The 24,217-nt window shown below is 40.7% G+C and carries 21 protein-coding genes and 1 tRNA gene; 5 read left to right on the top strand and 17 right to left on the bottom strand.

The window, feature by feature from the left end; genetic code table 11:
• Positions 1-96 precede the first annotated feature (96 nt).
• Genes pdxA through kam1_RS08630 form a run of 4 tightly spaced genes read right to left on the bottom strand, consistent with a single transcriptional unit; the run spans position 97 to position 5,462 of the window.
• Positions 97-981 (bottom strand): 4-hydroxythreonine-4-phosphate dehydrogenase PdxA, encoded by an 885-nt coding sequence (gene pdxA, locus kam1_RS08645; RefSeq protein ID WP_143958387.1) that lies wholly within the window; start codon positions 979-981, stop codon positions 97-99.
• 20 nt (positions 982-1,001) lie between these two features.
• The gene (locus kam1_RS08640) at positions 1,002-1,991 is read right to left on the bottom strand and encodes a peptidylprolyl isomerase (protein ID WP_039720930.1); all 990 of its coding nucleotides are present in this window, start codon (positions 1,989-1,991) and stop codon (positions 1,002-1,004) included.
• The gene (gene mfd, locus kam1_RS08635; RefSeq protein WP_039720931.1) at positions 1,973-5,140 is read right to left on the bottom strand and encodes a transcription-repair coupling factor; all 3,168 of its coding nucleotides are present in this window, start codon (positions 5,138-5,140) and stop codon (positions 1,973-1,975) included. The genes kam1_RS08640 and mfd overlap by 19 nt, the downstream gene beginning before the upstream one ends.
• Entirely contained in the window at positions 5,106-5,462 is a 357-nt protein-coding gene (locus tag kam1_RS08630; RefSeq protein ID WP_143958386.1) for a hypothetical protein, read from the bottom strand. Before kam1_RS08630 ends, mfd begins: the two co-directional genes overlap by 35 nt.
• A gap of 130 nt (positions 5,463-5,592) precedes the next feature.
• Here kam1_RS08630 and kam1_RS08625 point away from each other — a divergent pair, with 130 nt between their 5' ends.
• Positions 5,593-5,994, top strand: coding sequence for a hypothetical protein (locus tag kam1_RS08625; protein WP_039720932.1), 402 nt, complete (start codon positions 5,593-5,595; stop codon positions 5,992-5,994).
• Positions 5,995-6,132: 138 nt separating this feature from the next.
• Here the strand turns inward: kam1_RS08625 and sufU are convergent, their stop codons facing one another.
• The 7 genes from sufU to kam1_RS08590 all read right to left on the bottom strand — a co-directional run bounded on the left by sufU (position 6,133) and on the right by kam1_RS08590 (position 14,167).
• On the bottom strand, positions 6,133-6,555 hold the full coding sequence (gene sufU / locus kam1_RS08620; RefSeq protein WP_039720933.1) for a Fe-S cluster assembly sulfur transfer protein SufU: 423 nt from the start codon (positions 6,553-6,555) through the stop codon (positions 6,133-6,135).
• Positions 6,556-6,569: 14 nt separating this feature from the next.
• A complete protein-coding gene (locus tag kam1_RS08615) occupies positions 6,570-7,799 on the bottom strand; it encodes an aminotransferase class V-fold PLP-dependent enzyme (protein WP_052250423.1) in 1,230 nt (409 codons plus the stop codon).
• 63 nt (positions 7,800-7,862) lie between these two features.
• Positions 7,863-9,188, bottom strand: coding sequence for a hypothetical protein (locus tag kam1_RS08610; RefSeq protein ID WP_039720935.1), 1,326 nt, complete (start codon positions 9,186-9,188; stop codon positions 7,863-7,865).
• Between the two features lie 290 nt (positions 9,189-9,478).
• Positions 9,479-10,672 (bottom strand): acetate/propionate family kinase, encoded by a 1,194-nt coding sequence (locus kam1_RS08605; protein WP_039720936.1) that lies wholly within the window; start codon positions 10,670-10,672, stop codon positions 9,479-9,481.
• A 109-nt stretch (positions 10,673-10,781) separates the two neighbouring features.
• On the bottom strand, positions 10,782-11,885 hold the full coding sequence (locus tag kam1_RS08600) for a site-2 protease family protein (protein WP_039720937.1): 1,104 nt from the start codon (positions 11,883-11,885) through the stop codon (positions 10,782-10,784).
• A gap of 308 nt (positions 11,886-12,193) precedes the next feature.
• Positions 12,194-13,624, bottom strand: a complete 1,431-nt coding sequence (locus kam1_RS08595; RefSeq protein ID WP_039721069.1) for an RtcB family protein — start codon at positions 13,622-13,624, stop codon at positions 12,194-12,196.
• A 102-nt stretch (positions 13,625-13,726) separates the two neighbouring features.
• Entirely contained in the window at positions 13,727-14,167 is a 441-nt protein-coding gene (locus kam1_RS08590; protein ID WP_052250443.1) for an archease, read from the bottom strand.
• Positions 14,168-14,279: 112 nt separating this feature from the next.
• On the opposite strand from kam1_RS08590, the gene kam1_RS08585 reads away from it, so the two are divergent.
• Positions 14,280-14,939: an NAD(P)-dependent oxidoreductase gene (locus kam1_RS08585; protein WP_039720938.1), complete on the top strand. Its 660-nt coding sequence runs from the start codon at positions 14,280-14,282 to the stop codon at positions 14,937-14,939.
• A 10-nt stretch (positions 14,940-14,949) separates the two neighbouring features.
• Here kam1_RS08585 and kam1_RS08580 read toward each other — a convergent pair whose 3' ends face one another.
• Positions 14,950-15,696 (bottom strand): hypothetical protein, encoded by a 747-nt coding sequence (locus kam1_RS08580; RefSeq protein ID WP_039720939.1) that lies wholly within the window; start codon positions 15,694-15,696, stop codon positions 14,950-14,952.
• Positions 15,693-16,619 carry a glycosyltransferase family 2 protein gene (locus tag kam1_RS08575; protein ID WP_039720940.1) on the bottom strand — a complete coding sequence of 309 codons (927 nt, stop codon included), beginning with the start codon at positions 16,617-16,619 and terminating at the stop codon, positions 15,693-15,695. The genes kam1_RS08580 and kam1_RS08575 overlap by 4 nt, the downstream gene beginning before the upstream one ends.
• A 94-nt stretch (positions 16,620-16,713) precedes the next feature.
• On the opposite strand from kam1_RS08575, the gene hemW reads away from it, so the two are divergent.
• On the top strand, positions 16,714-17,808 hold the full coding sequence (hemW, locus tag kam1_RS08570) for a radical SAM family heme chaperone HemW (protein WP_039720941.1): 1,095 nt from the start codon (positions 16,714-16,716) through the stop codon (positions 17,806-17,808).
• Position 17,809: 1 nt separating this feature from the next.
• Here hemW and kam1_RS08565 read toward each other — a convergent pair whose 3' ends face one another.
• The 3 genes from kam1_RS08565 to kam1_RS08555 form a co-directional block, all read right to left on the bottom strand.
• Entirely contained in the window at positions 17,810-18,184 is a 375-nt protein-coding gene (locus kam1_RS08565; protein ID WP_039721071.1) for an FtsB family cell division protein, read from the bottom strand.
• A gap of 20 nt (positions 18,185-18,204) precedes the next feature.
• The gene (gene eno, locus kam1_RS08560; protein WP_039720942.1) at positions 18,205-19,479 is read right to left on the bottom strand and encodes a phosphopyruvate hydratase; all 1,275 of its coding nucleotides are present in this window, start codon (positions 19,477-19,479) and stop codon (positions 18,205-18,207) included.
• 72 nt (positions 19,480-19,551) lie between these two features.
• On the bottom strand, positions 19,552-21,126 hold the full coding sequence (locus tag kam1_RS08555) for a DHA2 family efflux MFS transporter permease subunit (RefSeq protein ID WP_039720943.1): 1,575 nt from the start codon (positions 21,124-21,126) through the stop codon (positions 19,552-19,554).
• 218 nt (positions 21,127-21,344) lie between these two features.
• Between kam1_RS08555 and kam1_RS08550 the strand changes: the two genes are divergently transcribed.
• A complete protein-coding gene (locus tag kam1_RS08550) occupies positions 21,345-21,872 on the top strand; it encodes a SixA phosphatase family protein (protein ID WP_052250424.1) in 528 nt (175 codons plus the stop codon).
• Between the two features lie 1,095 nt (positions 21,873-22,967).
• Here the strand turns inward: kam1_RS08550 and kam1_RS08540 are convergent.
• Positions 22,968-23,042, bottom strand: a tRNA-Asn gene (locus kam1_RS08540).
• 276 nt (positions 23,043-23,318) lie between these two features.
• Between kam1_RS08540 and kam1_RS08535 the strand changes: the two genes are divergently transcribed.
• A complete protein-coding gene (locus kam1_RS08535) occupies positions 23,319-24,071 on the top strand; it encodes a TlyA family RNA methyltransferase (protein ID WP_039720944.1) in 753 nt (250 codons plus the stop codon).
• Positions 24,072-24,217: the final 146 nt, after the last annotated feature.

The raw sequence follows: 24,217 nt of genomic DNA, 5'->3' as shown, positions 1-24,217 counted from the left end.
GTAATAATGCTTAATCAACCGAAAATATATAATCAAATGCAGAGCGATTCATCCGACAATCTATTTTTTGGCTCATAAATAAATAAAAAAGGCCCTTTACTTTCTGTTTTCTTTAGGAACGAGTTTGCAAGCCAGTTTAATAGCTGCAATCAGGCTTCTTGGATCGGCTTTGTTTTTTCCTGCAATATCGATGGCCACACCATGATCAGGGGAAGTACGAATTAATGGCAATCCCAGCGTGACATTCACTCCAGAATAAAAGGATACAAGTTTGAATGGAATTAATCCTTGATCATGGTAAGAGGCCACCACCCCGTCGTATTTTCCTTCTAAAGCTTCTCTAAAGACAGAATCAGGAGAAAGGGGGCCTTCCACAGGAAAACCATTCCTTTTGAGTTCCTCGATGGCTGGCTCATAGGATTCGTGTTCTTCTTTTCCAAAATGTCCCATTTCTCCCGAATGAGGATTTAGTCCTGCGATAGCAATTTTAAGAGATGATTTTGGCTTTAATTTTTTTAAGAATTCAAGCAAAAGAACTGCTGCAAGCTTAATTTTATCCTTCGTGATGGCTTGGATGGCTTCTTGGAGGCTTAGATGCGTGGAGAGCAGAGAGAGATGTAGCTTTGGACTGGACATGGCCATGATCACCTTTTCTTTAGGAACACCTAGCTTGGAAGCAAAAAATTCAGTTTGTCCTGGATAAGGAAAGCCAATTTGGAAAAGATTCCCTTTATGAACAGGGGAGGTGACAATCGCTTGGATTTCTTTTTTTTCCCAAAGTTTGAATGCTTCCTCCAAAGCTTCCCATGCTGCTTCAGCGGAGGAAGGGGATAACTTGCCAGGCTCAAATTTTTTTTTGGGACCTATAATTCTATAGTCAAAACGTTTGGAGATTTTATTGCACTGGAGAGCCTTTGAAACGATTTCAGGACCAATTCCGGCTGGTTCCCCTAATGTGATGCCAATAGTTGGTACATGCATTGGAATGAGTAGGATGAGGTTTAGAACATTTTTATAAAGGCTTTTGCCTTTAAATTATTTAACCATTGTTGTTGCAGTTTTTGTCTTTGTTCTTGAATCAATAGGCCTTCAATCTGACTCCTCAACTCGGATAGGGGCTTAAGCTTTCCTTTCCGCTTATCCTCAAGCCTTATAATGTAATAGCCATCAACGGTTTCTATCACCCCACTTGTTTGTCCTGGATACATGGAGAAGGCTGCTTCCGCTATTTCGGGTCGAAGGCTATCTTTGGTTACCCACCCCAGGTCCCCACCATCCATTCTTTTGGGTCCTTCGGAGTAGGTTCTAGCTAATTCAGCAAAATCAGCACCCAGCTGAAGTTTGCTTAACAGTTCTGTGGCTGTTTCTTTGGCAGGATCATATTCTTCTATCTGACCGCCCACCGTAGCGCGTTTCTCTTTAAAAGAAGTTTTCTGTAGAAAAATGATTCGTAATTTTACTTGAGGAGGATCGAAAAATTGGCTTATGTGGTCGTGATAGTACTTTTCAATTTGATAAGGAGAAATAATCACCGGTTCTGATACATTTTTCATTCTCATGGCCTGGACGATGATCTGTTCGAGGATCTGTTGCTTATACTGTTCTTCGCTCACCCCATTGGCTTGGAGTGTCCGAATGAAAGCAATTCTATCTCCATCAAATTGAGTTCGGATAATGTCTCTGATTCGTGATTCAATGAACGAATCGGGAATAGCATATTTCTTGCTTTTAAAATCCTGAATAATTAATTCTCTGTCAATTAGGGCTCGCAAGGCACTTAACCGAGCTTCTTTGATCCGATCAACCAGCTCAGGCCCTTGATAGGTTTCCCTCAAGACGGCTTCATTGGGTTCTACTTGTTTTCTGACTTGAGAAAAAGTAATTACTTTATCATTTACAATGGCAGCAATGCCATCGTTAGCAGTTTGTGAAAACAAACTTCGTAACAAGCAAAAGAAACAAAGGAAAAGAATTAGAAGGCTTCTAACCATTTCTTAATCTGCATTATTTTAGTCTTTGTATCTGATTCGATCAAGCGTGGGAATTTGCCTTGCGCTGTAAACAAATACTCCCTATGTCTCATTAGTTTTAACTTATCCTGATCCGATTCGACCCGTTCTATGCCTTTGGCAGCTCCCATAAGCCGGATTTCAGTAATTGAAAAAAGGTTTTCTACAGGTTCAGGCCACGCACCAAACCTGTCTTTCCACCCTTTTTTGATTTCTTCTAGCTCCCCTAGACTGAGTGCTTCAGCTAGCTGTCTATAAGCTTGCAGCCTCTCTTCTCTTCTTTCCATATAAGTAAATGGAATAAAAGCTAAGGCATGCCTGCCGCCTCCTGGCTCAGGAAGTAAAAAATCTAAGGAGACCTTACAATCAGTTAAAGAATCGATTTCTTTACCCTGAAGTCTTTGGACCGCTTTTTTGAGTAGTTTGCAATAGAGTTCAAATCCTACAGAGGCGATATGACCACTTTGAGAGGTGCCTAAAAGATTACCGGCTCCTCGTATTTCTAGATCTCTTAAGGCTATCTGGAAGCCCACACCCAGTTGAGAATGCTCTTGCATAGCTTTAATTCTTTTCTTAGCGTCGGCTTGAATGAATAAATCCCTTGGGAGTAAGAGATAAGCATAGGCTTTTTGATTGGATCGTCCCACTCTTCCTCTTAACTGATAGAGATCAGCAAGACCAAAAAGATCGGCTCGGTCAATAATGATAGTGTTCGCATTGGGAATGTCTAAGCCGTTTTCTATGATGCTTGTGGCTAGCAGCACATCGATCTGTCCATTAACAAAACTTTCCATTACCTCTTCTAGCTCGCTTTTTTTCATTCTTCCATGACCTATGGCAATTTTTACAGAGGGCAAAAGCGATTTTATCCTTGAGGCTACTTTTTCAATGGTCCGTATTCGATTATGAAGAAAATACACCTGTCCGCCCCTATTTAATTCTCGCTCAATCGCTTGTCGTATTATTCGCTCGTCATAGGCGCTCACAATCGTCTCGATAGGATAACGATTAGGGGGAGGCGTTTCGATTAAACTCATATCCCGAGCTCCAGCCAATGCTAAATAAAGCGTTCTGGGAATAGGAGTGGCCGAAAGACTGAGAACATCAATAAGCCGAAATGTTTCTTTCCATTTTTCTTTTTGGAGTACGCCAAAGCGTTGTTCTTCGTCAATGACGATTAATCCAAGATCTTTAAATGCGACGTCAGCAGAAAGCAGTCTGTGCGTTCCGATCACTACGTCGATAGATCCGTTTTTAAGCCCTGTAAGTATTTCCTTTTCTTCACTATTTTTTATCAATCGACAGAGCAAAGCGGTCCGAATGGGATAATCAGCAAACCGTTCCGAAAGCGTATTAAAATGTTGTTTTGCAAGGACTGTGGTAGGCGCCAGTAGTGCAGCTTGTTTGCCTCCCATAACAGCTTTGAAAATTGCCCGAATGGCAACTTCCGTTTTGCCAAATCCAACATCCCCGCAGATGAGCCTATCCATTGGCCGTTTGCTTTCCATATCTCGTTTTGTTTCTTCAATTGCTTTGAGCTGATCGGCTGTCTCTTCATAAATAAAAGACTCTTCAAATTCTCTTTGCCAATGGTCATCTTTAGGGAAGGCGAATCCCTCGAGCACCTCTCTTTCTGCATTAATTTTAAGCATTCTTTCGGCAAGGTCTGACACTGCTTTTTCTGTGGCGCTTTTTGCTCGCAGCCACCGTGTGCCGCCTAACGAATCGAGTTTTGGCTGTTTTTTGGTCCCTCCAATATACCGAGAAATTAGATTAGCTTGATCAATAGGAACGTAGAGCTTAGCTTTTTGGTCGAATTCAAGCTCGATCATTTCGCTATTTGTTCCATCCATGCTCTTTATTCCTCTAAACCGGCAGATACCATGCTGCAAATGCACCACATAATCTCCTTCTTTCCACTGTTCAGAGATCTCACCCGTCAAGTATTTCTCAAGGGCATCGTTCGTTTCTTGGTTACGTAAGCAAATCTTCTGATTCTGGTACCTACCAAAAATTTCTGCATCGGTTAGAATGGCAAGTTTGGCTGCGGGCCAGGAAAAGCCTTTGAGAAGCGGGCTTTTTGCAAAAAAGATCGATTCGATATTAATCCCCTGGTTAGAAAGGATTTCTTTTAATCGGCTTTCTTCTCCTTCATTGTTAACAAAAATGACGATCTCCCATTTTTTTTCGATCCATTGAGTCAGTTGAGACAGAAAGAATTCCCATCGTCTTTCCTGATGGAACCAATCTCCTTTGGGCGCATCCAGTAAAATATGGCTTTCGAAATGGATATCTATGTCTGGCATCGCTATTTCCGGTGCCTTTGACCAAAATGTGGGGGTCATTTTAGGCAAGTAATCGTAAAGCGATGCTTTTCCCTTGCTAATGTCCTCAGCATTGATAAGAGAAAGAAAAGCTTCATCAAGGGGCTTAAAAGAACGTTGCGTAATTGGATGGAATTGTCTCAACGAGATGATTTGATTGCCTTCCCATTCCGTTCTCAAAGGAAAGAGACCATCCCAAGAAAAAAAGTCTACAATCGATCCCCGAACGGCAAATTGGCCTCGGTTATCTACCGTGTCAACTCTTTCGTACCCAGCTTCCACGAGTCGTTCGATTAGAGCGGATCTATCAGTCGTTTTTCCAGGGACAATCAGAAAACGCTTTTCTTGTAATAAGCTAGGGGAAGGCAGAGGCTCTTCTAAAGCTAACTCTGTGGTCAGGATAGTCCCTGAAAAAAAATTGAGCAGACTATAGGCTGCTCTTAGCCTTTCGGCCATCAACAACGGATCCGGTAAGCTTTCCGTCGACACAGGTTCAATTTCAGGAAAGACTATGTAAGGGCTTCCCCAACATTCTAATCCAATGGCCAATTCATTGACCTTTTTAATGCTTTCTGCTATGACCAAAGTGGGTGAGTGGAAATCGGCTATAAAGGAGGCAAGAAAAAAGGATTGAGCGGAGGTGGGCAAGCATTCCATGCTCCAGTTGCCCCCTTGCTTTAACAGCTTGTGTTGTTGTTTTAACAAGGGATGGTTCAACCACTTGGTAGGAGAAAAGGTCATTTCTTGTTTCTTCCCTTGGATCGAAAGATTCTTACTGTTCCAATGATTGGATGGTGAAGTTGCCATTTTGTCGGTCTATAAAACAAAGAAAAGATCCTCTTCTTGGGATCGAATAAAACCCACTTTCTTCTATTTCTGTGCCAAGATGGCAACAAGAAGAAATGCACTCATCAAAAAGCGCTGTAAATTCTATTTCGATAGAATGGGGACGGAAATGACAGCGTTCTATGATTAGTTGAATCTGTTCAGAGGGCCATCCCTCCTCACAATATTTTTCTAGAGGTATCCATTTTGAATGGTCGGTCAGCCAATGCAAAAATTTTTCCCTAAAAGTAAGGCTGTCTTCGTTGAAAGTGGCTAAGGATAAAGAAGGTTCTGAAAAAATCATATGCTTTGCATCAGTGCCGTTTCTATAGAGCTTCACACAAAATGAATGAAACTCATTTTTTAATCAAGAAAACCTAAAACAAACAGGTTTTCCTTTCAGATCGTTGCTGAAGTAATTAATAATTAAAATAATGGGAAATCAACTTTGCTTTTTGTTTGTTTTTTTTCTTTTCTTTTCTCTTGGCTGTGTTTCCTCAGAGTATCTTCCAGAAGAAGGATATGTCTATCGGTTGGGGATGGGATCTGGAAAAAAACACCGTATCGACGGCATGGATGTTTGGATGCATGGCAGGCCTAATCGACCATATAAGGTTTATGGGACTCTTTCAGAAAAAAGAGGTAATGGGCCCTTTGAAAAGGGACCCACTCTTCGAGGGCTAGTCAAATTAGCAAAACAAAGACATGCGGATGCACTGATTGTTCTTGTTAAAGAAAGGCAGTATGTAGGCGATACCCTCTATGCAACAAAAGTAGGCCAGGGCACTACCGAAACAGTTTATTCAGCCCTTCTTGTTCGATATCTTCCCCAATGATGGCTCTTATTTTTAGGGAAACCTTTCCTCTAACTCTATGGCATATTATCCGTGATTGGATCCTAGAGGGAAATAGCACTCATTCTATGGCTGTATCCAGCTATCATTCCTATACACTAGCCTTGAAAGTAAAAGGGCCTATTGGATAACCTTGGCTAACGCATGCCATGGGAGCAGCGCACATTTAACTCTAGCAGGAAAATGCCTGACACCTTTTAGACAGGATAATTCCCCAAGCACCGCATCCTCCACTGTTTCTTGGCCCGTTAGGAAGAGCTGTAGGGTATTTTTTATGCCTATAGCCTCTTCTATTTTTTTGGATTGCACGATTTCGGTCATTAAAGAAGCTGAAGCTATGGAGATTGCACAGCCTCTGCCAAGGAACTGAACGCGTTCAATGACCTGATTAGAATCATTGATGCGTATGAAAAGTTGGATAGTATCCCCGCAACTTGGATTTGTTCCTTCGGCTTCTAAGTATTTACCTTCTGGTTTCCCAAAGTTGCGCGGATAACGGGAATGGTCCAAAAGGATTTCTTGATAAAGATCTTCTAAATCCATAACAAACCTATTTGTTAGCCGGTTAATTTAAAGAATCGAAGACAGTTATCGATAATCTCAATGAATCGATCAACTTCCGATTTAGTATTATAAAAATAAAAACTAGCACGAATGGCTGAGTCGATTCCCAATTTTGACAGAAGGGGTTTATTGCAGTGATGGCCGCCGCGCAAAGCCACACCATAACGGTCACAATAGGTAATAAAGTCGTGAGGGTGCAATCCTTTAACTGAAAATGTCACAATTCCAGCTCTCTTTTTTGTAGGCCCTAAAGGAATGATGCAGGGTAGAGAGGAGATTTGGTTGTAGGCATAGCAAGCAATTTGTTCATCATGAAGAGCGATTTTTTCTAGCCCTATTTGACAAAGATAATCAATGGCTGTCTTTAAACAAATTGCTTCGGCTATCGGCAGCGTCCCAGCTTCAAATTTGTGAGGGGGTTCTTTCCACCGGCTTTCGAAGAAATCTGTATCCAAAACCATGTTCCCCCCATATTGAAAAGGAGGCATCTTTTCGAGTAGCTCCTTCCTCCCATACAAGACTCCTATGCCAGTTGGTCCACACATTTTATGCCCAGAAAAGGCAAGAAAATCACAACCTAATTTCTGCACGTCAAGTGGCCTATGGCCGGCGCTTTGAGCTGCATCCACAAGAGTAAGGACCCCTAATTTTCTAGCAATTGCACAGAAAGATTCGACTGGATTAATCACGCCCAATGTATTAGATACATGAGTAAAAGAGAAAATGACTATCCGATTTTTAATGAGGAACTCTTCGAGTGAAGTCCACTGAAGATTTCCTTCTCTTCCATCGATCGGAAGGAAGAACAAACGTAAGCCTCTTTGTTTAGCAAGCTGTTGCCAGGGTATCAGGTTCGAATGATGCTCCATTTCAGTTAAAAGGATACCGTCTCCAGGTTTTAAAAGGGAACCTAATGAGGCAGCAACAAGGTTAATCGATTCTGTGGTTCCTCTTGTAAATACAATCTCGTCCTGACTTCTGGCATTGATAAACCGCGCGATTGTGGCTCGGGATGCCTCTAATAGTTCAGTAGCTCGGCTACTTAATTCATGGAGTCCTCTGTGAACATTCGCATTGGCTGATAAAAAAAAATTAGATAAAGCTTCGATCACGCAGAAGGGTTTTTGAGAAGTGGCTGCGTTGTCAAAATAGATAAGCGGATAATCATTAATTTTTAGCGAAAGGATAGGAAAATCCTTTCTATAGGCTTCAATGGACTCCACTTTTAAAATCTAGCATCTATTGGCTAAGATTCAAGAAAGCTAGATGCATTCCCTTTGAATGTTTCATTCAAAATAAAATTGATTTAATGCCTTCAGGGCTTTGACCCAAGATGGGAGTCTTATAGAATCCGTTGGAGAGTCTATCCTTGACACGATTCTTTCAAGAAGCATTCCGGAATGGACGTCATATTTAGAAAAGATTTCTTCAAAGGAGAAAGGTAGTTGGGTGTTTAATTCTAATTCTGGTAGCCAATACAAAAACAAATTGGAGGCTAACAGGAAGCGATAGATGCGTTTTGAGGGTTTCCTGGAATAAAGACAAATTTCTTTGCCATGATTGCTGAAGCACCAATTCAAAGAAAAGTTTCCTTCAAAAGGAAAGTATTGAAAGACGCGGCCATAGCGATAGAGAACTAAGTGGTTTTTTTGGATCCATCCAACGGTCCCATCGGGGCTAAGTCGCGGGAAGCTTGCCCCTTCGGTATCTTTTATCTTGGTTGAATTTTCCTTTCTATCAAAAAGGATCACTTCTCCTTTTTTAGGGAGTAAGCTAGAAAGCGAACTGTTCAATAGATTATTTGCTTTCTCAGGCCTTATAGTAACGGCTAGCGGAGTATCAGGACTAGAAGGATCCTTGGGATCTAACAATCTAATGGGCATGAAATCAAAATCAGAAGTGAGTAACCATTCCCAATCGGGAGAACTTTCCGTTAGCTCATTTTCCTCTAACCGAAGGATCCTTTCTTGACTCTCAAGCTCGAAAGCTTCGATGATTGTTCCTTTGTCTTGGTCTTCCGATGAGATCCCTATGCAATCGACACTTTTGTTCTCCTCTGGTTCGATATATCTAAAAGGAACAATGCTTTTAATTTTTGGGTATTGTCCTTGGAAATAATGGAAATAAATGGGGCTAGGATCCCCGGTATCCTTTATTTCTGTGGCTATGAGTGTGGTCTGCTGTCTTTTCCCATGGTTTCCATTTCCTTCAAGCCAAAGGATCCATTTTCCAAAACGGAACAGAAGAAAGTTGTCTTTGTTTGGGTTTATCGTCTTCCAGGTAGCGTTTCCTCCGGCAAAACCGTAAGGCTCCTCAAGCCATAAGAGGGTTTTGGGAGCAGGTTCTTTTTTCCATAGGGCAGACCAAAAATACGGTTCAATGAAAAGCAAGAGGTTTTTTATTTCCTTAGGCGTTATCCATTGAATCGAATCGAATAAGGCTTCTACTTCCCCACGAAATTGCGTTTCGGGTTGTAGGCCTATTCTCAGATCAAAAATGGCTGAAGTAGGCAAGGAATCGGATTGGACCTCTGGAAGAGTTTCTTCAGAAGGGAAGGAATAGGAAAAACTGGATAAAAAAGCAAAAAACAAAAAAAAGACAATGTTTTTCACAGGGCTATTCTCTGGCTGTGTTATTCAACAAATAGATTGGCTATTCATGAAACTCTTTGGTCTTCTTATTGTCAGACTTTGAAGCTTTCTCATCGATCCAATGGGTTTTAAAGTTCCTGCATTTAAGCAGCGGACCTATGATTGTTTATGAAGCTGCAAATAAATTGCGTCTGCTCTAGCTCGATCATTTCAATGGGTCCCCACGAAAAATAGCTTTTAAAGCTTAATGATTGATAGAATAAAAGAAAATCCAAGGAAAAAAGAAAGTTTTTGGGAAAAATAAAAAAAATTCATAAGGTTAAAGTTCCTTGCCTGAATAGTTGGAGGGTTCTTCTTGCGATGATCAATTCTTCATTGGTTTTTACGATTCGAATTTTAGCCGTAGACTTTTCTGTCGAAATAATTTCGTTATGAGCTTGGTTTTTTATGGGATCAAGCTGGATTGCCCAACAATCCAGATTTTTACATATTTTTTCTCGGATCTCAGAAGAATTTTCTCCAATTCCCCCAGTAAATACTAGAATATCCAATCCATTGAGGATGGTAATGAATGCCCCTAAATATTTTTTTGCTTGATAGACAAAGGTATCCACCGCCTCTTTGGCTTCTTTCGTTGAATCTTCAAGAAGATCCTTCATATTTGGACTTTTCCCGCTTAAGCCAAGCAATCCGGATTGCTTGTTTAACAAATCATACAGTTCGGTTGCTCTAAACCCTTTTTCTTTAATCAGATAGAGAACGGCTCCAGGATCGAGATCTCCACATCGAGTTCCCATGATTAAACCGGAAAGAGGAGAAAATCCCATTGTCGTATCCATGCTTTGGCCATTATAGACAGCCGTCAGACTGGCTCCTCCTCCAAGATGGGCGATGATGATTTTGCCCCAAGCTTTTTCTTTTTCTTTTTTCTGTAGCTCCTCCATGACGTACTCACAAGAAAGGCCGTGAAATCCATATCGAATAATCCCCATGTTCCTTAAGGACTTTGGAAGGGCATAGAGGCGGGCGTAATGCGGGATTGTTCTGTGAAAGGCTGTATCAAAACAGCAGATATTCTTAGTTTGTGGGATGTGTTTACGAAACGATTCTATGGCCAAAATTTGGCTTGGCAAATGATCTGGAGCAAGGGGGATAAGTTCTTTTAAGTTTTCCAACATTTCAGAGGTAACGAGTCGGGGCTCCTGGAAAAGTTGTCCACCATGCACGATTCTATGTCCAACTGCCAAAAGTGACGATTCTAGCCTATGCTTTTTGAGAAAGGAAAAGAGCTTGGCTATAGCTTCATCATGGTCTTTCAATTGAAGAAGCTCTTCAGCAATTATTTCTCCCTCTCTATTTTTGAATTGAAAAAGGCTATTTGTTATTCCGATTCTTTCTATTGTTCCATGCAGAACAAGAGACTCAGTTTCCGAATCGAAAACACTGATTTTAATGCTTGTTGAGCCGCTATTGACTGTAAGAATTAAGGCTTGTTTGTCTTTCATGGTTCTTTCAAGACATTTTTTTTAAGCAACAGGGGCATGAATAGATTGGTTAGGGAAAAACTTTCTATCATACAAGCTTCTTTCAGATCCATCGTAGAGATTGCTTCTCTTATGTCTCAAAAAAGGATCTGCTTTTTCGTTCTGTCATAGCCGTATGGAACATCAAAAATTCAGCAATGTTTTCCTTTGTCAACAACCCGACAAGTTCTCCTTTTTCTGTCACCGGAATGGTGGCATAGGGAATAGATTGGAGTTTGGAGAACACCTCTTCGGCTTTATCAGAAGATTCTACCACTACGAACTCTCTGGTCATGACTTCATCTACTAAAGCGTCCTGGCCCTTTTGCATTAAACCCATCAGCAAATCAGCCCTGTAGAGCATGCCAACCAGTTTGTTGTTCTCCACAACGGGGAAATCATGCTGTTGAGTGGCAAGAGTGATTTCGATAGCCTTTGCCAAAGTGTCTGTAGGTGAAAGAACGTGGAATTCCCGGAGCATAAGATGGCTGATAGTGGTTTTACTAAGAGTAAATTTGACCTGAGCCAAGTTCGCTTCTTGTGAAGCTCCAAACCATACGAATAGCGCAATCAGAATAAGAAAAGGATTGGTAAAAAGCCCAATAAATCCAAAAGCCAGGGCAATCGTTTGGCCAACCGAAGCGGCTATTCGGGTAGCATGCAGAAAATCCATCTTAATTCCTAAAAGTCCTCGTAAAATCCTGCCGCCATCCATTGGGAAAGCGGGTATGAGATTAAAGCCGGCTAATATGATATTAGTCCAAAAAAATTGAGCCAGGATGTTACCATGAATCATGTCTGGCTGTTTGGCATCAAGAGGAATTCCAGCGATAACCATAATGAGATATAGGAATAGTGCTAGAATGATATTGACGGCAGGTCCAGCTATGGCAACGATCAGCTCTTGAATGGGATCTTCTGGTATTTTTTCAAGCCTGGCTACACCACCAATGGGTAAGAGCGTAATATCTTTTGTAGAAATTTTAAAAAACCGGGCAGCAGTCGCATGCCCTAGTTCATGAAGAACAATGACAAAAAAAAGGGCCAGAGTAAAAAAAATGCCCAACAGGGCATCTTCCAGGCTTCCTCTTTCTGAATAATAAACTACAGCAATCCAACTAAGAAGAAGGAAGAAAGTGAAATGAACGTAAATTTGAATGCCAAAAATAGAACCAATTCTCCAAGACCATTTCATTGTGTTGAATTTATGTGTAATATGGTTTTTCCACGCAAAAAAATCATTCTTTATTTTTTAGAATATTTCTTCTTTTGCCACCTTAGCTTATAAACCGTCCTCCTTCTTTTCCAGAAGAGAAGCGAAGATAGATTATAGGTACCCGGTAAATTGTGTTCCTCTCTCTTGTCCTGTTTTGGTTTTAAGCTAACCTTTCCAGGCTAGAGATCCTAGGAAGGGAAAAAGACAGTGAGAATGGTTTTTCTCAACTAGAAGTAACAGTCTTAGGTTCTTTTGTTAACCAGATAGAATCTGTAGCGTGGATGCGATCAGCCTTTGATACAAATTAAGGGATCAAGCCGTGCAATCAGTTTAGCAAGCTTTGCTTTATGTGCCGCTTCCACGACGTCACTGACATCCTTATAGGCTAAGGGAGCTTCTTCTGCAACACCGCGCTCTGAAACAGCTCGGATCAGGATGCCTTTTGCTTCAAGGCTTTTAATGATCTCTTTACCCTTCCATTCTTTCAAAGCCTTGGATCTGCTCATGGCTCTCCCGGCTCCATGTACTGCAGAAGAAAAAGCAAGCCGCTCGCTTTGAGTCGTCCCAACCAAAATATAGGAATGGGTGCCCATGCTGCCCCCTATAAGGACTGGTTGACCAGCCTCTTTCAGATCTTTAGGGATTTCAGGGTGACCTGGACCAAAAGCGCGAGTAGCTCCTTTCCGATGCACAAACAGTTTTTTTGAGCCTCCATTAATCGAATGCTCTTCGACTTTACAGGTATTGTGAGAGACATCATAGAGCAAAGGCATGGAAATGTTTGGAAAGAAATAGGAAAATACTTTTCTAATCAAATGCGTGAGGATCTGTCTGTTAGCCAAGGCACAATTAATTCCTGCTCGCATCGCTCCAAGATATCTCTTCCCAAGATCCGATTGGATCGGAGCACAGGCAAGTTCTCTTTCAGGTAATTCAATCTTGAGTTTTTGGGCACAAAGTACCATCTCTTTTAAATAATCCGTCCCAATTTGATGCCCTAATCCTCGGGAGCCACAATGAATACTCACAACGATATCTCCTTCATGGATGGACAGTAATTTGGCTATAGCCTCATCAAAAATTTTGCCAACAACTTGTACCTCTGCATAATGGTTCCCTGAACCCAACGTGCCCATTTCTTTTGCTTGCCGTTCTTTTGCAAGATTGGAAACGGCTTGAGGATCAGCTCCGGGCATGCATCCCCCTTCTTCTATTCTCTGAAGATCCTCTTCTTTGCCATAGCCTTGCTCGATAGCCCATTTTGCTCCGCCGACAAGCATCTTATCCATTTCGTTCTTATCCAAGTGAATCTTCCCATGACTCCCCACTCCTGCTGGAATTTCTTTGAAGAGAAGATCAGCGAGTTTATTTTTGATTGGCTCAATGTCTTTTTCTTGCAATCCTGTTAAAAGGGTTCTGACTCCACAGGAGATGTCAAATCCAACGCCTCCTGCCGATATTACCCCATCCTGATCAGGATCGAAAGCTGCAACGCCTCCTATTGGAAATCCATATCCCCAATGCGCATCGGGCATCACATAAGATGCTTTAACAATTCCTGGTAAAGAGGCAACGTTGGAAGCCTGTTCGGCAACTTTTTGATCCATTTGTTGGATTATTTTTTCAGACCCATAAATAATCACTGGAACCCTCATTGTCCCATGAGCAGGAATTTGCCAACAACTCTCGGAAACTTTTTCAAGCAAGGACATTTCCATAGCTACCCCTCCTTCTAGAAATAAAATCCTCATTCAAGGAAATTGCAATTAGAGAAGGGCTTACGAAATTCCCATCCCTTTCGAGCGGATTGAACAAGCTCCTTATACGTCTACCACACATTGTGCGATCCATTGATTACCATTCTGCCCGAAAAAAAGCTCAGTAAAAGTTGCTCCTTTGACTTCAACTGCCGGCTTGTGTTTTTCTCTATCTATGGTTTCTCCCCAAGCCATTCCCCGTAAGAATGGTAAACGCAGTTCAACTTCGAATGCAGAAAAAAGCATGTTTTCAGTAGCCATTTTAAATATCAGACTATTTAGCCAATCATAGAGGAGCAAGTCATAACTATCATCCTGACAGGTTATACTGACAGAGCTTGTGGGGCTGACTTTTTGGGGATCGGTTATGACGGAAATCAATGCCAGAGATACGGCTATAAGGGCTTCTTCTGGACTATTGCCAAAACCTCTAATGCCGATGTCTGCCATGTGGGAAAAAGTTTCCCACCGGTAGGAAGTGATAGGTTGCTTATCGATATTCATAGTGGTAACTGAGTTGATATGGAAGAAGGGACGGTGAACAAAAATATGTTTTTCTTTTTGTTTCCCTTTTAAAAATAAGTTTATTTCACAAGAAATGTAAAAAAAAATAACAATGGGAAGGATCCTCATTACTGAAAATTCACCACTACAATCAAGACAGCTACAAATTGCTTCTCAAAAAGCAAAAGAGCTCTCTCGGCTGCACTTGTTCATGGGGACTTATCATTGGTTTGCAAGAGTTTTAAAAAAAAATATTCACCAATTTTCTTCTGGGCTTTTATTAGGTGCTGCGGATGGATATTTAGGTAGATTTCTTTATTCCGATAAATTGCTGCGGGAAAAAATCGACATTACTGGAATTGATAGTACGCCTCGTCCTATAAAATGGCCACTTCCTTGGAAATGGGTTCAAACCGATATTCTCGAATTCGAAGTTTGGGAAAGATACTCTTTTATTATAGCTAATTGGTTCTTTTTTGCTTTCGATGAATCGAAATTACAGAGGATTGGTGAAAGAATACAACATAGCAAAGCATTCCTCTTAGTCTTTTCGGAGCCTTATCGCTCTTATTTCCAAAGGTTTGAACTTTGGGTTTTACATAAAATTGGATTGATTCGAACGGCTTATCCAGTGGTTTGCCGTGCGGTTCAAGCGGGTTTTCACGATCAAGAGCTTATTCAGGCATTACATCTCGAAAGCTCCCAGTGGCAGATATCCACCAGTTCTCCTTTGCTCCTTTCCCAGAGAGTCGTTGCCAAACGCCTTTTATGAATCTTTCCATTTAGTTAGAATCTCCTCTGGGAGCCCATTGGAGCACTAGCGATCGGTTTTGAGCATCTTTATGATAGGCTCTGGTATCTTTTCCAAAAAGGAGTGGATCAAGAGCTGAACCGATGTCCAAATAGGTATTCTTTGGAGAAATTTCCCAAAGAGCATGGATCAATATCTTGCCTAAAGGGCCTGCTGCTATAAGAAATAGGGAATGGTCTGATCTTGTTGCCATCCAATCTAATTGAGCTAGAATTTCCTTTTTATTTTTGTCCCAAAAGCGGATACAGTTGCCATAGATAGGCAGAATTTCTTTTGCTCCTGTGACCTTCCGGATCGATTGGGGATTCAATTTGGAGTTTCCTATAAAAAAGATTTCATAAGGCCAATTTTTGATTCGTGGATGAAATTCTTTGAGAAAAAGATCATGATTTGCGTTAGCAAAAAGTGCGGCAAACGTGATTTGAGAAAGGGGAGCTTGAATATAACGCAAAACGGCTTGATGCATCTCTGGGCTTGTGTCCCAAGACGGTACTCCATAAAAGAATCGAGGATCGGTTGCTTGGAGAGATTTTCTTAAATCAGCTCTGAAAGATAGATTCTTTTTGGGATTATATTCCCATTCTCCTTTGCAACCAACTTTCTGATTAGACAAAATGAGAGCTTCTCCATCGTTATACCGACTAAAAGCAAAAGCTTTTTTGGCATCGAAAAGGGAAAGCAGAACGAAAAAATCTTTCTTAAAGTCCTGAGTCATCATGATTGTCTTGGTTGGTTGAATCGATAGCGAAGATGAGCTAAAGCCTGAGAACGAATTGCCTTGTATTTGCAGATTTTTTCATCAAGACGGCTTTTTGGCAAGAGAGAGCTGCCAAAAAAGAAGAGGAGGAAGAGTTGCCAATTGCTTTTGATCAGCTGTGAAAAGGCGATGAGATCAATAGCTTTTTGAGGATAGTGCTTTTTATAGAACATATATTCGGCTTGTAGTTTTCTTTCCCATAGAAGTTTGTAAGAGAGGTTTTCGCTGCTATGCCCCCCAACATGATACGCTTGAATTTGAGGAAGGTAGGCAAGACTAAACCCAAGCTTACGGATGCGCAAACAAATATCTTGGTCTTCTCCATAAAGAAAATAGTCTTCGTCAAAACCGCCAATTTGATCGAGTATCTCTTTACGGATGGCTAGGCAAGCTCCAAGCAGGGCAGCAATATTCCCAGGATATTTTGGGATAGATCCAAGTGTCCATTTTTGATTGGGATACTGCAAACTGGTAGTCGGCTGAATCTGCCCATCAGGATAATATAACGAGGGGCCAATGGCTCCGACTGTTTTGGTTTCATCGAATAAAGCAGCTATTTTTTCTAAGAAATAAGGATTTTTAATCACAACATCCGGATTAAGAAATAAAACAAATCGGCCTTTCGCTCGGCAGAGAGGTTTGTTGGCGGCTTTAGCAAAACCTTCATTACTGGGATTCTCGATGAAACAAATCTTAGTGGACAAAGCTTTAAGGATTTCTTTTGTCCCGTCTGTTGAATTATTGTCTACGACAAAGATTTCAGTACGCACGCCTCTTTGGCAGAATAAAGCCTCAAGACAGTTTTTTATAACTTTTTGACTCTGAAAAGTAACAATAATGACTGACCAGTCGATCGGCTCTTCGATCTTGCTGTTTGCCATCATGAGATTAAGAGGAGTTTTGCACTTTTAATCCACGTTATCTGAAGATAGTGTATTTTATCTTATCGAATCAAAGCCTGATTATTGTAGCACTTTTATGCGCATTGAACATCTTTATTTCCATTTCCCTTTCTGTGCCACCATTTGTCCTTATTGTGGATTTTATGTAACTAAAGGGAAAAGAAAAGACATAGCGCTTTTGACGGAAGCTTTAATTAGGGAGGTGGAAATTTTAAAAGACCATTATTCTTTGGATCCAAAAACGGTGTATATAGGAGGGGGCACTCCCTCTTTAGCCAAATCAGAAGAAATCAAACAGCTGCTCTCTATTCTTCCTAAGGAAAACCTTCTAGAGCTAACGATTGAAGCCAATCCAAGGACGATTACAGAGCAAAAGGCAGCCGAATGGAAAGAGACTGGTATTAACCGAGTGAGCATAGGAGCTCAATCAATGAACGAACAAGAACTGTTAGTTCTTGGTAGAAGACACAAGCCTAGGGATGTGATCGACTCGGTTCATCTTCTTAGAAAAGTAGGGATTGAAAATATCAATTTGGATTTCATCTTTGGCATTCCTGGACAGGATCTACAATCTTTAAAGCAATCTTTACAAATGGCTTTGGATTTAGCTCCCAGGCATATTTCGCTTTATTGTTTAACCTACGAGGAAAACACGCCATTTTTCAAAGCCTTCCAAGAAGGGAAATTTCGTTGTGATGAACAAAAAGAGATTGAAATGATGTATGAAGCTTCGGATTTATTAACCAAGCATGGTTTTATCCATTATGAGATCTCCAACTTTGCTCTTCCTGGATATAAATCCCTCCACAATCAAGCTTACTGGCAAGGCAAAGATTACTTAGGTGTTGGTCCTAGCGCCTGTTCGACGGTAGGAACCAAAAGATGGAAAAATGTTGCGGATCATTCTCATTATGTCAAAGCGGTAAAGGAAGGGCGGCTTGCTATAGCTGAGATGGAATCATTGGATGGAGAATCCAAGAATAAAGAAAGAATCTTTTTGGGCCTTCGAACCGATCAAGGAGTGGCCATAAGCCATTTTGGCCAGAAAGAAAGGGAAGTCATTCAGTGGCTTGTCTATGAAGGGTTAGGAAGGACAGTAGGAGATCGGTTTGTGTTAACACCGCGTGGTCTGCTTGTCGCTGATAGTATTGCTTTATATTTTATGAACTAGCTTAGGGTTTCTTTTCTACTGGTTCTTTATTTTCCAGTTTATTAACGCTTTTTTTATTCAATGGAACATAGCCATAAGGATAAAACCGGAATATAATTTCACCTGGTTTTCCCATGTTTAACCGGTCACGAGCGATCCGTTCGATAAAACTTGGATCATGCTTTAGAAGATGTAGCTTGCAACTTAATTCTTTATTTTTTAACTCAGCCTCTGCGTATTCTTTGGCAAGAAGCTCTTTTTTCTTTTCTAACTGGTCAATCTTGCGAATAATCGGTATAAAGACACTTAAGAGGAGCGCAAATAAGCCCAAAAAAATAAGGAGCTTCGTCGATTGGATAAAATAGATCCAAAAGTTCAGAGATTTGAATTTAATCACTTTATGCCTCTCCAATAAAGCTAAATTCCATAAATAGCACTTTCTCCTAGCTCTTCTTCAATTCGAAGCAGTTGGTTGTACTTACATAGCCGATCAGAACGACAAAAAGATCCTGTTTTAATTTGCCCTGCATTTAAGGCAACTGAAAGATCAGCAATGAAAGGATCCTCACTTTCTCCAGATCTATGACTGACCATGACCTTGTATCCATGCCTTTTAGCCGTTTCTACCGTATGAAAGGTTTCTGTTAGGGTCCCCACTTGATTTACTTTGATAAGAATAGCATTGGCCACTTTTTCTTTAATTCCTTGCTCAAGAAATTCCTTGTTGGTAACAAACAGATCGTCCCCGACAAGCTGAAGGGAACTTCCAAGCTGTTGGGTAAGCTGTTTCCAGCCATCCCAATCGCTTTCAGCCATTCCATCTTCAATGGATACAAGAGGATACTTTTTAGCAAGCTCTCGGTAGAGTTCAATAAGATGCGAAGCTGGCATCTTTATGTTTTGAGACTTTTTGAATACGTAAATTTTAGAGCTTTCTTCAAAAAGTTCGGTTGCCGCAGCATCCATGGCATAAAAGACATCTTTTCCTGGAATATATCCAGCCTTTTCTGTTGCTTCGATAAGCAAATCGAAAGCTTGATCAGCAGAAGAAATTGCTGGGGCAAATCCCCCTTCATCTCCTATGCCTGTTCCTAATTTTTTGTCTTGGAGAAGAGTTTTTAAGGTATGAAAAATTTCTACTCCATACCTGAGTCCTTCTTTGAATGAAGGAGCGCCTTTAGGCACAATCATAAATTCCTGAAAATCGAGGGGAGCATCCGAATGAACACCCCCATTGATAACATTGGCAAAAGGAATGGGCAGAGTGATGGCTTGTGAACCTCCAAGATGCCTATATAGTGGAATGCCTTCGGCCATAGCGGCTGCCCGTGCCACACAAAGAGAAACCGCTAAAATTGCATTGGCTCCTAAAACCGACTTGTTTTTTGAGCCGTCTAGATCAATCAATATCCGATCAATTTCTGCTTGGTTAGCTGCATCTTTTCCTATTAGCTCAGGAGCTATTGTTTTTGTGATATTCCTAATGGCTTTAGAAACTTCTTTGCCCCCATACCGTTCCTTATTGCCATCTCTTAATTCCAGGGCTTCGTTACTTCCTGTACTTGCTCCAGACGGAACAATTGCTCTAGCACTGACTCCACTTTCTAAATGAATTTCAGCTTCTACTGTAGGATTTCCCCTTGAATCAAGGACTTGTCTTGCGAGTACTTTGCGTATGAATGTGTTAGCCATCCTACTCCTTAGCAAAGCAGAAAAATAAAACCAATCAAGAAAATATCGATAGAGTTTTTAGAGTTCCATTTGTTAATGCATAGCTACAGGTCCAGTTTTTTTTGTATCTTTAGCCAGAAGAAAGGCCAATGGAATGGAAAAGACACAGATCCAGCCCATTACCTGAAAAATTTCCATGTAGGCCAGAAGATTGGCCTGATTGATTAACGTAGAATACAAAACTTTTAGGGCTTGGGAAGCGGCTGGAACAGAACCACTGTGCATGCCTAAATAGCTTTCGATCCCAGAAAACCTTGATAAATAATTAAGGTTGTCTGGTGTGTAATACCCAACCAAGATAGTTTGGTGGGCTTGAGCAAGTCTTTGGATGAAGGTTTGAACCATAGAAGTGCCTATACTACCTCCAATGTTTCGAAAAAGGTTGAATAGGCCAGTAGCAGCTCCTATCTGTTCTTGCTTGAGCGTAATAACAGCTGCTGTCGTCAGAGGGATAAATACGAAAGGAGCCCCAATCCCATTGATAATGTTTGGAATGATGATGTTTAGTTTGGCTATTTCAAGATTAAAAAAACCGATTTGAAAAGAAGATATAGCTAGAAATATAAATCCAAGAGCCACAATCAGCCTGCCGCTTATTAGCCCAAGCAATCTGCCAGCTATTATTGCTCCTGCCACAGCCCCTATGCCTCTGGGACTAATCGCTAAGCCACTCTGATAAGCAGTATAGGAAATGAGCGTTTGCAAAAAAAGAGGTAACCCCGACAGCGTGGCATAAAGGACTACCCCGACAATGAATACTTCAAAGACGGCCACAGAAAAATTTTTGTCTTTAAAAATTCTTAGATCAACAAGCGGATTAGGCGTTTTGAGCTCACGAAAAATAAAACAAATCATTCCAATAAGAGATAGTCCCCCCATCCATCTTAACCAGATGGCATCAAACCAATTGTCTTCTTGACCCTTGTCAAGAAGGACTTGAAGGCAGCCAAGCCAAAGGCAAAGAAAAGAAAAACCAAGGATATCTAATTTTTTTTCTGAATTCCTTCTTAAGTAAGGAGGATCTTCGACGGTAAAATAAGATGCTATAATAGCAAAAATGCCTACTGGTAGATTAATAAAAAAACACCACCGCCAATTGAGATTATCCGTTAACCAGCCTCCAAACACCGGTCCTAATATAGGAGCAACGACTACCCCAAGAGCGAATAGGCCCATGGCTTGGCCTCTTTTCTCTGGAGGGAAACTCTCTAACAATATTGCTTGAGAAATGGGCTGGAGCCCTCCACCACCAGCTCCTTGCAAAACTCTAGCAAAGATTAGGGTCCCAAGGTTAGGAGCTCCGCCACACATAACCGAACTGATTGTGAAAAGTGAAATGCAGGCCAAAAGCAGTCTTTTCCTTCCGAAAGTTCTTCCAAGCCAGTCTGTCATTGGCAAAACAACAGCATTGGAAACAAGATAGCTCGTAAGCACCCATGTGGCTTGAGAATTGCTGGCAGAAAGTCCACCTGCAATATACGGAAGCGCAACATTAAGGATGGTGGTATCCAGGACTTCCATAAATGTGGCAAGCATCACCGAAAGTGCGATTATCCAAGGATTATGTCGAGGCTTCCAGGGAATTTCTGTTGTAGGCTGACCATCCATAGAGATCGAAGGAAAATAAAACAAAGAACCGATTAGAGGGAAAGTAGAAAAGTATAGATAGTCTTTTTTCTAAGGCAGAAATGGGATGCTACCCCTTATATATGTTAATGGATAGAACTGGTTCTCCCCAGCAAAGAAAAAATATTAGCATCAAGCTCCCCAAAGAAAAAACTTTCAAAAGGTCAATAAAAAAATTATCATTTTAAAAAATTAGTGGTATGGATCTAGTGCTCATACAAAATGCAGAAGCGATTCCGAAAGAACTGGATCCAGACCGTCCCTTGACTGCTAGAGGTATGGAAGTAGCTTTGCAGCTTGGTAAGTTTTTGAAATTCGCAGGCATCAATCCGAAAAAAATTTTTCATTCACCAAAGGATAGGAGCAGGCAGACAGCTGAAATTGTTGCAAAAGCACTCTCAAAGCGAATCAAATTACAGCTTTTAAAAGGCCTTTTACCTGGAGATTCGATTTCTGATCTGCTCAAAGAAATAAAAAAAATTGAAGAAGATTCCATTATAGTTGGACATGAACCTACCCTTTCCAAACTCGCTGTCAGGCTCCTAGTTAAAAATAAGGTTTCACCTTTTTTCCAAATGGAACCTGCTAGCTGTTTGTGGTTGTATTACCATGCTGGTGAAAAAGGGTGGTTTCTCAAAGGGTTTTTTAGAAGTCAATCGCTCTTTTCTTCAGAGTTTTCCTCGTGTCCGTCGATCAGGTCTGTGCCGACATCGACCACTGGAAAGTAGAAGTGTCCGTCGATCAGGTCTGTGCCAACATCGGCCACGGGTTCACGGAAGGCTTTAAGGGAAGAGCCTTTGGATTGGACGTTTGAGGATTTTTATGAACCTCAAAACGAATGTCCCAACGTGAGTTCCCAAAATCACAGAAGACCGGATGCAAGAGCGCGTCAGGATGGCGGACGGACACTTATCCATACATGCAAACTTTTCCCACCTGAGTACAGTAGCCGATGTTGGCACAGACCTTATCGACGGACACATCAACCCAAGAGTTGAGAGTTAGCTTATTGATGTTGAATTGAACACGAATTTTTTCTTAGAAAACTCTATAGATTTCAAATACTTATGAATAAATTGGGATAGGCTTGCCAGGGTAGTCAAAAATCATTCTCCTTTTAGGTCTGAAGGGGGATTAAAGATTTAAGATTATATCTTTTTTCCCAAAATTGTTTTCATCTAAATAAAAAAATGATGCAAAGTCAACATAATTGTCTGTTTCAATGGTTAAGTGAGATGACTTTCGGTTTTCAATTTTATTCCTTTTTAATTCTTAGATCAGTAGACAAGTCCAGAACACTCACTTACTTACGTTTGTACCGAAACTAAAAAGAATATTTTTGCATATCCCCACTAATCGATGCTCCTTTGCCTTTGTATTTGTTGTATAATTTGTGTAGCGGCTCGTGAAAATCTGCCTGATACTATCTGTAGGTGTTATTGCAGGTGTCTACAATCATCACGGGTCACACGGCTATTTCTTCTATTTAAGGTCAGATCGGAGTGGCTAATCAGGTTTTTGGTAGAGGAAGAGTAGTGCAAAATGTCGAAGTAGCTCTTTACATGTAACTGTGTAGTTAATAAACAAGACGGATCGAAACATGGAGAAAAGAAAACTCGAAAAGATATTTTTCAGAGAGTGTGTAGAACTTTCAGAAGTACACACAAAACCAAGACGTTGTGCTTAGAAATGAAGCATGAAAATAGATGAGAAAGTGGTGTCGGGAGAAAAGAAAGCACAGCAATAATGATCAAACTCCGTTTGAAATCACTCCATGAGGTCTCATGTTATAGAGGGACTGCCAAATTTGATCTATTGAAATCTGGCTCCGGAGGTAGGATTCGAACCTACGACCAAACGGTTAACAGCCGTCCGCTCTACCACTGAGCTACTCCGGAATTTCTCTTTTTTACTCTGCTTTCTATTCTAAGCCAATAGGTTTATGTTTAAATTTAAAACAGATCGGAAGCAAAAAAAATGTCTCATTTTTCAAATACAATCAAGGATTTTCTATTATAAGTACTTTCTTTGTTACTATATTACTATATTACAAAGGAGCTTCGTTTTTTGGATAGCTATTACTTTTCTTTCGTCAACTGTTATAATGGGTTTTTCATTAAATTAGTAAATAGAGAGAATTGCAATTTAAAAGTAGAAGATTTTTTTCTTGGTAAGTGAAAAAAGAAAGGCTTGATCAGTTGTTAGTGCGCAAGGGGATGGTTTCTTCTAGAGAAGAGGCCCAAAGGCTCATTCTTGCAGGGCAAGTTTTGGTATTGGATAAACCTGGAGCTATACTGAAGCCAAGTAAGCTTGTTGATCCCAACCAACCTTTAGAAATCTCCCAAAGGCAAAAGTACGTAAGTAGAGGTGGTTACAAACTAGAAGCCATATTCCAAGCATCCCATTTGAATGTGGAAGGGAAAGTATGTTTGGATGTGGGTTCTTCCACAGGAGGATTCACTGATTGCTTGCTTCAGCATGGAGCACAAACTGTGTATTGTATTGATGTAGGCAAAGGGCTTTTGCATTGGAAAATAAGGTCGGATCCTAGAGTAAAAATTATGGAAGGGATAAACGCAAGGTATTTAAAAAAGGAAGATTTCGATCAACTTTTTGATGCGATCACTGTTGATGTCTCCTTTATTTCACTAAAATTGATACTTCCAGCTCTTTTTCCTTTGCTCAAAACCGATGGATTAATTTGTGCTTTAATCAAGCCGCAATTTGAAGCAGGGAAAAAGGAGGTTGGGAAAAAAGGAATTGTGCGAGACGAGAATGTTAGGAATCGAATCATCAAAGATCTTGAGTTTTGGCTTGCCACTAACTTCCCCATGAAAACGACTATCGTTCTTCCTTCTCCAGTTTTAGGTCAGGAAGGTAATCAAGAGTATTTGTGGTTAATGAAAAAAGAAAGTGGTTTTGCATGATTGAAACAGTGATTGGCTGAGGCACGTTGTATTTGTTTCTGGTTGATTAATTTAAACAATGTAGAGCTGATTGTTTGCAAAGAAGATATTTTTCAATGGGAGTGTTTTTTAAGGTGGAGGGGAGAGCCACTGGTTTAGCAAGCAAT

Origin of the sequence: Methylacidiphilum kamchatkense Kam1 (genome assembly GCF_007475525.1) — a bacterium.
Taxonomy (GTDB): Bacteria; Verrucomicrobiota; Verrucomicrobiia; order Methylacidiphilales; family Methylacidiphilaceae; genus Methylacidiphilum; species Methylacidiphilum kamchatkense.
Note: the sequence above shows the minus strand (reverse complement) of the source record. Positions and strands in the feature narration are given on the sequence as shown.